A 12,320-nucleotide genomic window follows, 5' to 3' on the forward strand; every position below is an offset into this window, starting at 1 on the left:
CGGCACCCGGCTCGGTCAGGCAATAACTGCCCAGCTGATCCATCGAACACAGCCCCGGCACCCACGCGCGCCGCTGCTCCTCGGTGCCGAACCGGTCGATCATCCAGGTGACCATGTTGTGGATCGAGATATAGGCGGCGATCGACGGGCACCCCTTCGCGAGCTGCTCGAAGATGCGGGCCGCGTCGACACGAGTCAGCTCGGACCCACCCACGTCCTCGCGGATGTAGATCCCACCCATCCCCAGCGACGCCGCCTTCCGCAGGACATCCACCGGGAAATGCTTGGCCTGATCCCACTCCACAGCGTGCGGCGCGAGATGCTCGGCCGCGAAGTCACGGGCAGTGTCGCTGATCGCCCGCTCGTCATCGGTCAAGGTGAACATGGAGGTCCGTTCAGTTCATGGTGGGGATGACGAAGTGGTTGGTCTCTTCCTTCTTGCCCGAGGGCCAACGCTGCGTCACGGTCTTGGTCTTGGTGTAGAAGCGGAACGAGTCGGGACCGTGCTGGTTCAGGTCGCCGAAGCCGGAGCGCTTCCAGCCGCCGAACGTGTGGTACGCGATCGGCACGGGGATCGGCACGTTGACGCCGACCATGCCGACGTTCACGCGGTTCGTGAAGTCGCGGGCGGTGTCGCCGTCGCGGGTGAAGATGGCGACGCCGTTGCCGTACTCGTGCTCGGTCGGCAGGCGGAGTGCCTCCTCGTAGTCCGCGGCACGGGCGACGAGCAGGACGGGTCCGAAGATCTCTTCCTTGTAGACGCGCATGTCGGTGGTGACCTTGTCGAACAGGGTCGCGCCGGCGAAGAAGCCGTTCTCGTGGCCCTCGAGGGTGAAGCCGCGGCCGTCGATCACGGCCTCCGCACCCTCGTCGATGCCGATCTGGATGTAGTTGTTCACCCGCTCGAGGGCGTCCTTGCTGACCAGCGGGCCGAAGTCGGCGGACTCGTCGTCGCTGCGGCCGATCGTGAGCTTGCCGACCCGTTCGGTCAGCTTGGCAACGAGCGCATCGGCCGTCTCCTCGCCCACCGGGACCGCGACGGAAATGGCCATGCACCGCTCACCCGCGGAGCCGTAACCTGCGCCGATAAGGGCATCGGCCACCTCGTCGAGGTCGGCGTCGGGCATGATGATCGCGTGGTTCTTCGCGCCACCGAAGCACTGCGCACGCTTGCCATGGGCCGCGGCGGTCTCGTAGATGTACTGCGCGATGGGCGTGGAGCCGACGAACCCGACAGCCTTGACGCGGTCGTCGGTGAGCAGAACGTCCACCACTTCCTTGTCACCGTTGACCACGTTGAACACGCCTGCGGGCAGACCGGCCTCGAGGAACAGCTCGGCCAGACGCAGCGGCACCGACGGGTCGCGCTCGGACGGCTTGAGGATGAACGCGTTGCCGGCGGCCAGCGCGGGACCGGCCTTCCACAGCGGGATCATGGCCGGGAAGTTGAAGGGCGTGATGCCGGCGACGACGCCGAGCGGCTGACGCATCGAGTACACGTCGATGCCGGTTCCGGCGGATTCCGTGTACTCGCCCTTGAGCAGGTGCGGGGCGCCGAGGGCGAACTCGATAACCTCGAGGCCGCGCTGGATGTCGCCCTTCGCGTCGGGGATCGTCTTGCCGTGCTCGGACGACAGGAGGCGCGCCAGCGAATCCATCTCCTCCTGCACGAGCTGGAGGAACTTCATCAGGACGCGGGCCCGCTTCTGCGGGTTGAACAGCGCCCATTCCCGCTGAGCATCCACCGCGTTCGCGATGATCGCCTCGGTCTCGGCCTTGTCGGCGAGAGGCACACGCGCCTGCACCTCACCGGTGTTGGGGTCGTAGACGTCGCCGAACTTGTTGGAGGCACCGGGGACGCGCTTGCCGCCGACGAAGTGGGATAGCTCTTGAACCATTGTGCGAACCCGTTTCTTACTCGATGATGAGGGAGTTCCGAATATGTAGCCCATCCTATAGTTGGATGTCCATGTATGTCCAGACCGTGTCATGTCGCGGCAGGAGTGAGCAGTCAGTGCTTTCGCACGACGTGCTCGGGCTCGCCCGGTTTCCAGATGGTGATGTCCATGTGGCCGTCGCCGACCTCCACTGCCGAGCCACCGGTGAGATCGGCTCGGTAGCAGTGATCGAATTCCTCCCCCCGGATGTCGAACCCGGTCTCGTCGAACAGCGCCTGCGCGAAACGCTGGTGCAGGGCCTTGTCCTGGACGTCGTCGACGACACCCCACAGTTTTGCGTCGCCCTCCTTCACCTCGGTGTCGACGGTCGCGGTGTGGAGGCAGAAGCGCGGATCGCGAGCCAGATCCCGGAACTTCGTGGTGTTCGGCATTCCGGCGATCCACAACTGATTTTCGAAGAATCTCGGCTCGACCGGGCTGATCCGCGGGAATCCGTCGGAGCGAAGCGTGCCGAGCATGCAGAGGTTTCCGGTCGCCGCATGTCGACGGGAGAAGATAGCGGCAATCCGCGGAGCAGCTTCGGCGAACTCGTTCCAGCTGGCCATGCACACGACCCTACGACCAATCCCGTGGCCGCCGGATCAAGACGCACGCAATTGTGCGATGAGTACCGCCTCGACTCCCGACTGCCGTGCCGCGGCCGGGAGCGGTGGCGCGGTTGATCGGTAGTGGTGCCCGGTCGGGGTGCCGACGTCGAGGAGATGGGTGCGGCCGGGGTTGTGCACCGGTCGGGCCGTCCAGCCTGGTGCTTCCTTCGCGTAGTTGCAGGCCTCGCAGAGCCCGGACCCGTTCTCCGCGCTGGTGGCACCGGATTCGCGGTGTGAGCGGATGTGGTCGTGGTGTCGAATCGGGGCGTCACACCACGGGGTGCGGCACGTCTGATCCCGCAGGTCGATCAGCGTTCGCAGGCTTTTCGGAAATGTTCGGGATTGGGATTCCAGCGCGGTCAACGACCCCGACTGTGGGCATGCGTAGATGCGCTGCAACGACGTCTCGGCATCTCCATCGATGGCGTCGGCGACCAGTTGCCGCGCGATCCCCGCCGGCACCGGCCCGAAACCCTGCAGCTGCGCCGCCTCGTGCCCGCCGGTCAGCAACGTTTCGTCGGAGAGCACGAGGTTCACCGTCACCGGAATACCCGACGTCACTTCGGCTCCGGTGCCCCGGTCGAACAACAAGTCCACCATCAGCTGATTGCGGGTGCGGCCACCGCCGTTCCCGGTGGCGATCAGGCTGTCCGCGTCCCGCCCCAGGGTCGCCTGCAGGCAGACCGCCTGCTCAACCGGCATCAGCACACTCAGATACGCCATCGAATCCGGCGCGGGGCGTGTTGTGACCCGTCGTTCGGACACGGCCTTGCGGTGCCGGGCCACGACCGCGGCGGCGTCGAGTTCCACCGCCAACGCCTTCGCCCGTGCGATCAGACTGTTTGGGTCCGAACACAACCGGCGGTCCACGATGCCCCGATCCGCGGCCGACAGGCACGCAGTCTCCCGCACCAACAGGGTGGCGCGCCATTCGTTCAACCGACCCGACCGCAGCAGGGCCAGGGTGTGCGGCATCTCGTGCACCAGCGCCAGCGCGAATCCGAGATGCCGGCCGCCGCGGTTCGGGGATTCTCTGCGCGCAAACGCAATCTGCGACCCGACGCCCCGGGCCCACTCGGATCGCGGGAGCCTCCGAGCTTTACGGTCCTCTCGGATACTCGTCGCGACATCGTCAGTGATCACCGCCTGCACCGCACACCCGACCGACTTCAACGTCTCGATCGCATCGAGCAGTTCGATGCCCAATCCCGCATCGCCACTCGTTGTCTCGGCACATTGCAGGCGCGCCGTGAATGCGCGCAATTCCTCGAGAAGTACTGCCCCCACAACAAACCTCCCCCAAGGTTGTTCGAATATCTGTTCGATACTAGCAACAACCCTTGCCAGTGGCAATAGCCCGCGTCGACGCATCAGAAAGGCCCGCGTATGTGTACTGGGGTGGGGCCGAATGAAGGGACCGTCGACCGACGGGCACAACGCTGTATCGAGAACGGTCGCGACCCGCGACACGCCGCTGTCAAGGCCGCCAAGGGCGTCACCCGTCGCTGCCATGCAGGCATTGTGGACTAGCGAGTGATTCAGACTTCGCAGGGATCTCGACAGGGGGCCACAGGGAACCGTCGAAGTCAGATCCCCAGCGCCGCCGCCGCTGCCCGCGCGAGGGTTTCGTCGACGGCGTCGTAGCCGCCGGACCCGCCGCCCGGACCGCCGCTGTCGTTGACGGTGCGGCGGGCGGAGAGATGCACGGCGTCGACGCCGGTGCCCGCGACCGCGGCGATGTCCTCGACGCGGATCCCGCCACCTGCCATCACTTGGATCCGGCCGTGCGCGTGGGCGACCATGCCGGACAGGGCGTCGAGGCCGTCGATGCACCGCGGCGCTCCGCCCGAGGTCAGGACCCTGATGATGCCCGACCGCGCGAGCGTATCGACGGCGGTCGCCCGGTCGTCGACGACGTCCATCGCACGATGGAACGTCACCTCCACCGCGTACGGGTCGATGCCGTCGAGCAGGCGGCGCAGAGCGTCGCGGTCGACGGACATGTCGGGCGTGAGCGCACCGAGCACCACCCCGGACGCGCCGGCGCCCACCGCGGCCCGAACGTCGCGAGCCATCACGGCGATCTCGTCGGCGTCGTAGACGAATCCACCGGGCCGGCAACGGATCAGCGGGTGCACCGCGATCCCCTGGGCCGCAACCGCTTCGATCATGCCGATACTCGGCGTCAACCCGCCGGTCGCGCCGAGTGCGGTGCACAACTCGACGCGCACCGCGCCGGTGTGTCGGGCGATCCGGGCGCCCGCGACGTCCTGGACCGCCAGTTCGAGTACGGGTGTCATCTAGAACGACTGCCAGGAAGGCTTGTGTTCCAGCGCATACCGGTAGTAGTCGGCGAGTTGCAGCTTGCTCGCTGCGGCTTCGTCGATCACGACGGTGACGTGCCGGTGCAGCTGCATCACCGATGCCGGGCAGAACGCGGAGAGCGGTCCCTCCGCGGCGGCGGCGATCGCCTCGGCCTTGCCCTTGCCGAACGCGATCATCACCAGGTGCCGGGCCTCGCTGATGGTGCCCAACCCCTGAGTGAGGACGTGGTGTGGGACGTCGTCGACGCTGTCGAAGAACCGCGCGTTGTCGAGGCGGGTCTGCTCGGTGAGGGTCTTGACGCGGGTGCGTGAGGTCAGCGCGGAGCCCGGCTCGTTGAATCCGATGTGGCCGTCGGTCCCGATGCCGAGAAGCTGCACGTCGACGCCGCCCGCGTCGGCGATGGCCGCGTCGTACCGCGCACCTTCCTCGGCGATGTCGGGCGATTCGCCGTTCGGGCTGAGCACGCGGTCGGTGTCGAGGTTGACGTGGTCGACGAACTCCGAGCGGATCACCGAGAAGTACGACTGGTCATGGGTTTTCGGAAGTCCGACGTACTCGTCCAGCAGGAAGGCGCGCGCGTCCGAGAAGTCCAGTCCGGACTCACGGTGCCTGCGGGCGAGTTCCCGGTAGCTTCCGAGCGGGGACGAGCCGGTCGCGAGGCCCAGCGTCGTCGGACCGCGTCGCACGTACCCCTCGACGATGTCCGCGACGGTCGAGCTGACGTCCGACGGCGTCTGCCGGATTACGATTTCCATGCGAGTCCTTCCCGTTCGGCGGGTATTCCGCCGACGAACACGCCGCAGGGGCGCAGTTGGTGATCGGTCACGACGATATCGGCGCGGCGGCCCGGGGCGAGGCTGCCGCGTTCGGACTCCAGGCCGAGCAGCCGGGCCGGAGTCCTGGTGGCGGAAGCGACGGCGTCGACGAGTCGGATACCGCTGTCGACGACGGCGGTGCGGACCACGTCCAGCAGCCGTGCGGTGCCGCCTGCGATGGCCCCCTCGGACCCGTCGGTGGTCGCGAGCCGGGCGACACCGCGCGAGACGCGCACGTCCAGGGGCCCGAGCTGGTAGTCGCCGTCCGTCACACCGGCGGCGGCCATGGCGTCACTGACGAGGACGATCTGGTCGGGCCCGACGGTGTCGAACACCATCGACACGGTCTCGGGCGCGAGATGCACCCCGTCCGCGATCAATTCGACGACGATGTCGCCGCGACCGGCCGCGGCCAGGAATGCCGCCACCGGTCCCGGCGCGCGATGGTGCAGTGGTGGCATCGCGTTGAACAGGTGTGTGGCGGTCAGTGGGCCACCGGCGGCGTCGGCGATCCTCGCGGACGTGGTCGCCGCGTCGGTGTCGGTGTGACCGAGGCTCGGTAGCACGTCGCGCCGGCGCATCGCGGCGAGAAGTTCTCCGAAGTGCGCGGTCTCCGGCGCGAGCGTCATCGACCGGACGGTGCCGCGCGCGGCATCGCAGATCCTCTCGAACAGGCCGGGATCGCCGGGGATCACGGACGCGGGATCCTGCGCACCGCACCGGGCACCGGAAATGAACGGACCCTCCAGGTGGATCCCGAGGAGCTCACCGCGTTCCACCAGCTCGGCGAGGATTCCGGCCTGCCGGAGCAGGTCCTGCTCCCCTGCCGAGACGAGGCTGCCGAGCAGTGCGGTGGTGCCGTGCTCGCGGTGATGGTCCGCGGCCCGCCGGGCCCCGTCGGCGTCGGCGTTGGGAAACCCCGCGCCGGCGCCGCCGTGGCAGTGCAGGTCGATCAGGCCCGGCAGCAGTATCGACGAACTCGGTTCCGGTAGCGGCACTTCTCCGCGGTACCGCACGGCGGACCCGACCCAGGAGATTCGGTCGCCGTCGGTGACCACCACACCGTCGGCGATGACGCCGTCCTCCACGACGACCTTGCCCCGCAGGATCATCGAGGCGCTCCGGATGTGAGAGCGGCGACCGCCGATCGTGCGGCCTGCGGGGACCGTGCGCCGCGTGCGGCGACCGCCATCTCCCGGCACAGGCCGAGGCCGGTGGCGGCCAGACTGGCACGCACGGCACCCAGCGACGGAGCCACCATCGACAGGCTGGTGACGCCCAGCCCGACCAGCACCGGGGCCAGCGCGGGATCGGACGCGGCCTCCCCGCAGACGCCGACGGGTGTGCCTGCCTCCGCTCCTGCCGCGCCGACCAGGCCGATCAGGTCCAGGACGGCGGGCTGCCACGGGTCGAGCAGTGGCGCGAGACTGCCCGCCATCCGGTCCGCGGCGCACGTGTACTGGCTCAGGTCGTTGGTCCCGATACTGACGAAATCGAGGTGCTCGAGCAGGTCGCGTGCACGCAGCGCTGCCGAGGGGATTTCGATCATCGCCCCGACCGTGGCGATACCGGCTGAGCGGGCGAGCGCGGCGAAGCCCTCCGCCTCCTCCGCCGTCGCCACCATCGGCGCCATCACCCACAGGTCCGCGCCGGTGGTGGCCGCCGCGGCGCCGAGAGCCTCCAACTGGGTGGCCAGGACGTCCGGGTAGACGGTGCCGACCCGCAGCCCCCGCACGCCGAGTGCCGGGTTCTCCTCCGCGCCGAGGTCGAGGAACGGCAGTGGTTTGTCGGAGCCGCTGTCGAGGGTCCGGACCACCACCTTGCGTCCCGCGAACTGCTCCAGCACCGACGTGTAGGTGGCGATCTGTTCGTCGAGGGTGGGCGCGATCTGCCTGCCGAGGTATAGGAATTCGGTGCGGAACAGCCCGACGCCCTCGGAATCCGCGGTGGCGGCGCGGGTGGCGTCGTCGACGGTGCCGATGTTGACGAGCAGTCCGACGGGTGCCCCGTCCCGGGTGCGGCCGGGTCCACTCATGGCCGCGACCCGCGCTCGCGCCTCCGCGACCTGCTCGGCCACCTCTGCCTGCCGAAGGTCGCCGGGGTCGACGACGATCTCGCCGGTCGTCCCGTCGGCCACCACCGGTCTTCCCTCGACCAACCGGTCGAGGTCGGCGCAGTTCACGATCGCCGGCAGACCGAGGGATTTCGCCAGGATCGCAGTGTGGCTCGTCGGCCCGCCCTCGGCGGTGAGCAGACCGACCACGTCGCTGCCGCCGAGCATCGCGGTGTCCGCGGGCGACAGGTCCCTGGCGACGAGAACGAACGGGTACCCGGGATCGGGGATGCCGGGCATCGGCACTCCCAGAAGCACCGCGACCGCGCGATGCCCGAGGTCACGCAGGTCCGCGACGCGTTCGGCCAGGTACCCACCGAGGGCCTCGAGTGTGGCGCAGTAACCGTCGAACGCGACGCTCACGGCGTGTGCCGTCGGCATGCCGGCGCGAAGGTTCTCCTCGGCGGCGGACACGATTCCCGGGTCGCGGGCCATGGCCGCCGACACGAGCAGGATCTCGGACGCGACGCCGTCCACCTGGGCGGCGCGGGCTTCGAGGTCGCCGGACACGGTCGCGAGGGCGTCCCGCACACGGGCGGTCTCGGCCGTGATCGATTCGCCGACAGGGTCTTCGGCCGACGTCGCGACCGGTGTCCCGAACGAGAGCCAGGGTGCGCAGACCAGCCCCGGACTCACCCCGAGGCCGTGTACGAGAACTTCCGTAGCCGTCGACATCAGGCGGCGTCGAGGTCGGAGGCGAGCAAGTCTGCGAGGCGGTCGAGGGCCTCCTCGCTGCCCTCCCCTTCCGCGGTGATCGTCACCTCGGTACCGAATTCGGCGCCGAGGGTCATCACCGCGAGCATGCTGCCTGCGTCCACCGGCGCGGACTCGCCGACCGCGATCTGCACTGCGACCGGTACCGCCGCGGCGGCCTGAGTGAACTTCGCAGCGGGACGGGCGTGCAGTCCGACCTTGGAACCGATGAGGACCGTTCGTGTAGCCATGCTCACTGACCTGCCTTCTCAGTGTCGGCGTTCGTGTCGGCGTTCGTGTCGGTGTTCGTTTCCGCGTCGTCCTCCCGACCGGGAGTGCGCAGGTTCCACTTCTTGATGACGAAGCTGAACAGGACGTAATAGATGACCGCGTACCCGAGCCCGATGGGGATCAGCATCCACGCGTTGGTGGCCTTGCCGAAGTTGAGCACGTAGTCGAAGAAGCCTGCGGAGAACGTGAATCCGTCGTGGATGCCGAGCGCGTTGACGAGCGCCATCGAGGTGCCGGTGAGGAACGCGTGGATCAGGTACAGCGGCCAAGCCACGAACATGAACGCGAATTCGAGGGGCTCGGTGATGCCGGTGAGGAACGCCGTCAGCGCGGTGGAAAGCATGATCCCACCCACGACCTTCTTCTGCGACGGCCGGGCGTTGCGCCAGATCGCCAGTGCGGCAGCGGGAAGGGCGAACATCATGATCGGGAAGAAGCCGGTCATGAAGATGCCTGCGCTCGGGTCGCCGGCGAAGAACCGGTTGAGGTCGCCGCGGACCAGTTCGCCGCTCGCGTCCTGGTAGTCGCCGACGAGGAACCACACGGTGGAGTTCAGGATGTGGTGCAGTCCGGTCGGGATGAGCAGGCGGTTAGCCATGCCGTAGACGCCGCCACCGACGACGGAGTTCTCGGCGACGGTCTCGCCCACCCACGTCAGTGCGGAGTTGAAGGCCGGGTACAGAAACGCCATCAGGACGCCGACGACGAGACCGGTGACGGCGGTGAGGATGGGAACGAGCCTGCGCCCGTTGAAGAATCCGAGGTAGTCGGGCAGTTTGGTGCGGTAGAACCGCTGCCACAGAATCGCGGACAGCAGACCCATCACGATGCCTGCGAGCACACCGTAGTTGATCAGCGCCTGGTCGCCGTTCGGATCGGTCTTGCCTTCGAGGACGACCGGCGACATGGCCTCGAACACGCCGTTGATGACCATGTATCCGACCACGGCGGCCAGGGCGGTGGAACCGTCGGCCTTCTTGGCCCATCCGATGGCGATGCCCACCGCGAAGATGAGGGGCAGCCAGGTGAACACGGCCTGGCCGGCTGCGGAGATGACGGACGCGGCGGTGTGCATCGAGTCGAATCGGCCGAGGAGGTCGTCCTGGCCGAGCCGCAGCAAGATGCCGGCCGCGGGAAGTACCGCGATCGGCAGCATCAGGCTGCGTCCGAGGCGCTGTAACCCGGCAAACACCGCTGATTCCTTTTTCGGGCTGTCTACGACAGTCATATCGGCCTTCTCTGTGTGCGCTTCGGTCGCCGAATCGGCGTCTGGCGAGTCCCGAAACCGGTGGCGGCGAGCGCGTCGTACGGCTTCGGGAAAACTATTGTGGACCAGCACCCCCAACGGGTACTGTCCGGTCATAACCAGTTGCTAGTTTGACCAGGTGAGCACAGGATGTCAACAGGCAAATGTGATCCAGCTAACCCATCCGGCACCATCACCTGCAGCTCGAACACGAACTACGAGGGAGAACCGATGTCCAAAGCGGACGCAATCATCAGCGGCCTCGGCGGTGCCGACAACATCGTCGAGATCGAGGCCTGCATCACCCGCCTGCGCACCGAGGTCAAGGACGGCGCCAAGGTCGACGAGGCCGCGCTCAAGGCCGCAGGCGCCCACGGCGTCCTCAAGGCGGGCAGCGTCGTCCAGGTCATCGTCGGCCCCGAGGCGGACACGCTGGCCGAGGACATCGAGGACATCCTGTGAGCCTGTCCGTGCAGGCTCCACTGCCCGGCCGCGTGCTCGCCCTGGCCGACGTGCCCGACCCCGTATTCGCCGGCCAGATGGTGGGTTCCGGAGTCGCGATCGAACCGGCGCGCGACCGCGGCGCCCTCGACGTGCTCGCGCCGATCCCGGGCAAGATCCTCAAACTGCACCCGCACGCGTTCGTCATCCTGGGCTCGGCGGGCGGCGGTGTGCTGGTGCACCTGGGAATCGACACCGTGAAGCTGAAGGGCAACGGGTTCACCCTGCTGGCAGCGGAGGGCGATGACGTCGACGCGGGTGATCCCGTGGTGCGATTCGATCCGACCGAGATCGACGGCACCGGATACTCCGCCATCTGCCCGATCGTCGTCATGGACTCCAAGCCGGATTCGGTGTCCACCGACACCATCGGATCCGACGTGACCACCGGCGACGCCCTGTTCGACTGGACGGCGCCGTAGAACGGAGGGGCGGCCGGGCTCAGACGCTGCGCTGAGTCCGCTCCCCCTGAACTTCCATTTGCAGTTGGTAGCGATCGGACCGGTACCAGCTGCGGGTGTGCTCGACCGGTGTGGGACCGCTGAAGGACACCCGGTCGAAGTACATCACCGGGGCGCCCTTCTTGATGCCGAGCAGGGTCGCGATCTCCTGGCTCGCCCCGTCGGCGCTCACGGTCTGCTCCGCCCGGTCGATCGGCATGCCGTACTTGTCGGCGGTCGCCCGGTAGATCGAGCCGGTGAGGTCGAGGTCCAGCAGGCCGGGAAGCAGCGCGGCGTTGAACCAGCCGTCGTCGACGCTGACCGGTTCGCCGTCCGCCAGCCGCAGCCGTTTGACGTGATAGGCGCTGGTGTCCGGCGCGATGCGCAGCGCCTTCGCGGTGGCCTCCGGCGCCGCGTCCTCCTCGCTCTGGAGCACCACCGTCGTCGGCTTGTGCCCCTGCGCCCGCATCTCCTCCGTGAACGAGGCCAGGTGGAGTTTCGACTGCACCGGACGATGCGCGACGAACGTGCCCTTGCCACGCACCCGCACGAGGTGGCCCTCGTTGACGAGCTGCCCGATCGCCTCACGAACCGTGATGCGACTGACGCCGTAGTCCTGCATCAGTTTTCGTTCACTCGTCATCAGGTCGCCGGGCTGAAGTTCCTTGGTGCACTTGTGCAGCAGGATGGCACGGAGTTGCTCGTGCTTCGGAATCACGCTGTCGCGTAGATGTACGGGCATCATTCCGGCAGCTCCAGCTCTGTCAGGGGTGAGACACATCGGATCAGGCAGTCGGGCTGCAAAGGTCCCGTCCGGTCCGGTCCAACCACGAGAATACGTGATCCGGGCGCTCCGGCCTACCGTGCGGCCTCGGCTAACGCCTCGAGGTATTTGCGCGTCATCACCCTCTGCACGACCCGGCCGGCGGGCCCGCCGAGCCGGGTGAACCACCGATCCGGTTTCGAGAACGCCGAGATGGTCGCGAGGACGGTGCCGTCCGGCCGCTGTTCGACGACGAAGCTCTCCTCGCCGCGCTCGGGGTGACCCGGCAGCGTCCCGTACGCGAATCCCTTGCGATGCGGTTCGTCGAGGACGTACACGACGCGGCAGGAGAACGTCAGCCGGAGCGGACCGATGCCCCATCGCAGTTCGACCGCCGTGCCGGGCGAGGCCGTCGGAGCGTCGGCCCGCACGTCCAGCCCGGCGTCGCGGTGCATCCCCCAGGCACACAGGTGGGCGGCGGCTGCGGCGAATGCGTCTGCCCCGGAGCCGATCACCTTCTGCTCGGTCAGATGGTGATATCCCGCAGGGAAGGGAACGTCGCGGCTCGCCCCCACCTCGGGGTACGTG

Annotated in this window: 14 protein-coding genes; 2 read left to right on the top strand and 12 right to left on the bottom strand. The window is 67.9% G+C overall.

All coding sequences use genetic code 11. The annotated features are described in order from the left end of the window. From HGB39_RS09270 to HGB39_RS09315, 10 genes are all read right to left on the bottom strand, one after another. Positions 1–385 (bottom strand): acyl-CoA dehydrogenase family protein (locus HGB39_RS09270; RefSeq protein ID WP_210752633.1); only part of this gene is annotated, 385 nt, incomplete at its 3' end. Between the two features lie 10 nt (positions 386–395). Then, positions 396–1,898 (bottom strand): CoA-acylating methylmalonate-semialdehyde dehydrogenase, encoded by a 1,503-nt coding sequence (locus tag HGB39_RS09275; protein ID WP_005564060.1) that lies wholly within the window; start codon positions 1,896–1,898, stop codon positions 396–398. Between the two features lie 113 nt (positions 1,899–2,011). Then, positions 2,012–2,503, bottom strand: a complete 492-nt coding sequence (locus HGB39_RS09280; RefSeq protein WP_005564062.1) for a pyridoxamine 5'-phosphate oxidase family protein — start codon at positions 2,501–2,503, stop codon at positions 2,012–2,014. A gap of 36 nt (positions 2,504–2,539) precedes the next feature. Continuing rightward, a complete protein-coding gene (locus tag HGB39_RS09285) occupies positions 2,540–3,832 on the bottom strand; it encodes an HNH endonuclease (protein WP_064080702.1) in 1,293 nt (430 codons plus the stop codon). A 299-nt stretch (positions 3,833–4,131) separates the two neighbouring features. After that, positions 4,132–4,845 (bottom strand): copper homeostasis protein CutC, encoded by a 714-nt coding sequence (locus HGB39_RS09290; RefSeq protein ID WP_005563032.1) that lies wholly within the window; start codon positions 4,843–4,845, stop codon positions 4,132–4,134. Next, complete coding sequence (gene nagB / locus HGB39_RS09295) at positions 4,846–5,625, bottom strand: glucosamine-6-phosphate deaminase (protein ID WP_005265206.1); 780 nt, start codon at positions 5,623–5,625, stop codon at positions 4,846–4,848. Then, positions 5,613–6,797 carry an N-acetylglucosamine-6-phosphate deacetylase gene (locus HGB39_RS09300; protein ID WP_064080701.1) on the bottom strand — a complete coding sequence of 395 codons (1,185 nt, stop codon included), beginning with the start codon at positions 6,795–6,797 and terminating at the stop codon, positions 5,613–5,615. The genes nagB and HGB39_RS09300 overlap by 13 nt, the downstream gene beginning before the upstream one ends. Next, positions 6,794–8,473 carry a phosphoenolpyruvate--protein phosphotransferase gene (gene ptsP / locus HGB39_RS09305; RefSeq protein WP_064080700.1) on the bottom strand — a complete coding sequence of 560 codons (1,680 nt, stop codon included), beginning with the start codon at positions 8,471–8,473 and terminating at the stop codon, positions 6,794–6,796. Before ptsP ends, HGB39_RS09300 begins: the two co-directional genes overlap by 4 nt. Next, positions 8,473–8,748, bottom strand: coding sequence for an HPr family phosphocarrier protein (locus HGB39_RS09310; protein WP_005563035.1), 276 nt, complete (start codon positions 8,746–8,748; stop codon positions 8,473–8,475). The genes ptsP and HGB39_RS09310 overlap by 1 nt, the downstream gene beginning before the upstream one ends. After that, on the bottom strand, positions 8,745–10,010 hold the full coding sequence (locus HGB39_RS09315) for a PTS transporter subunit EIIC (protein WP_052023922.1): 1,266 nt from the start codon (positions 10,008–10,010) through the stop codon (positions 8,745–8,747). The genes HGB39_RS09310 and HGB39_RS09315 overlap by 4 nt, the downstream gene beginning before the upstream one ends. A gap of 249 nt (positions 10,011–10,259) precedes the next feature. On the opposite strand from HGB39_RS09315, the gene HGB39_RS09320 reads away from it, so the two are divergent. Continuing rightward, complete coding sequence (locus tag HGB39_RS09320; RefSeq protein ID WP_005563039.1) at positions 10,260–10,490, top strand: PTS sugar transporter subunit IIB; 231 nt, start codon at positions 10,260–10,262, stop codon at positions 10,488–10,490. Then, entirely contained in the window at positions 10,487–10,951 is a 465-nt protein-coding gene (locus HGB39_RS09325; RefSeq protein ID WP_005563041.1) for a PTS sugar transporter subunit IIA, read from the top strand. The genes HGB39_RS09320 and HGB39_RS09325 overlap by 4 nt, the downstream gene beginning before the upstream one ends. 19 nt (positions 10,952–10,970) lie before the next feature. On the opposite strand, the gene HGB39_RS09330 is transcribed toward HGB39_RS09325, so the two are convergent. Beyond that, complete coding sequence (locus tag HGB39_RS09330; RefSeq protein WP_005563042.1) at positions 10,971–11,714, bottom strand: GntR family transcriptional regulator; 744 nt, start codon at positions 11,712–11,714, stop codon at positions 10,971–10,973. Positions 11,715–11,827: 113 nt separating this feature from the next. Beyond that, positions 11,828–12,307, bottom strand: coding sequence for a DUF1990 domain-containing protein (locus tag HGB39_RS09335; protein ID WP_005563043.1), 480 nt, complete (start codon positions 12,305–12,307; stop codon positions 11,828–11,830). Positions 12,308–12,320: the final 13 nt, after the last annotated feature.

It is taken from the genome of Rhodococcus opacus, from assembly GCF_012396235.1.
Classification (GTDB): domain Bacteria; phylum Actinomycetota; class Actinomycetes; order Mycobacteriales; family Mycobacteriaceae; genus Rhodococcus_F; species Rhodococcus_F opacus.

Coding starts and splice junctions, on each gene's coding strand:
- HGB39_RS09275 (WP_005564060.1), bottom strand. CDS start 1,898: ATGGTTCAAGAGCTATCCCACTTCGTCGGCGGCAAGCGCGTCCCCGGT.
- HGB39_RS09280 (WP_005564062.1), bottom strand. CDS start 2,503: ATGGCCAGCTGGAACGAGTTCGCCGAAGCTGCTCCGCGGATTGCCGCT.
- HGB39_RS09290 (WP_005563032.1), bottom strand. CDS start 4,845: ATGACACCCGTACTCGAACTGGCGGTCCAGGACGTCGCGGGCGCCCGG.
- nagB (WP_005265206.1), bottom strand. CDS start 5,625: ATGGAAATCGTAATCCGGCAGACGCCGTCGGACGTCAGCTCGACCGTC.
- HGB39_RS09300 (WP_064080701.1), bottom strand. CDS start 6,797: ATGATCCTGCGGGGCAAGGTCGTCGTGGAGGACGGCGTCATCGCCGAC.
- ptsP (WP_064080700.1), bottom strand. CDS start 8,473: ATGTCGACGGCTACGGAAGTTCTCGTACACGGCCTCGGGGTGAGTCCG.
- HGB39_RS09315 (WP_052023922.1), bottom strand. CDS start 10,010: ATGACTGTCGTAGACAGCCCGAAAAAGGAATCAGCGGTGTTTGCCGGG.
- HGB39_RS09320 (WP_005563039.1), top strand. CDS start 10,260: ATGTCCAAAGCGGACGCAATCATCAGCGGCCTCGGCGGTGCCGACAAC.
- HGB39_RS09330 (WP_005563042.1), bottom strand. CDS start 11,714: ATGATGCCCGTACATCTACGCGACAGCGTGATTCCGAAGCACGAGCAA.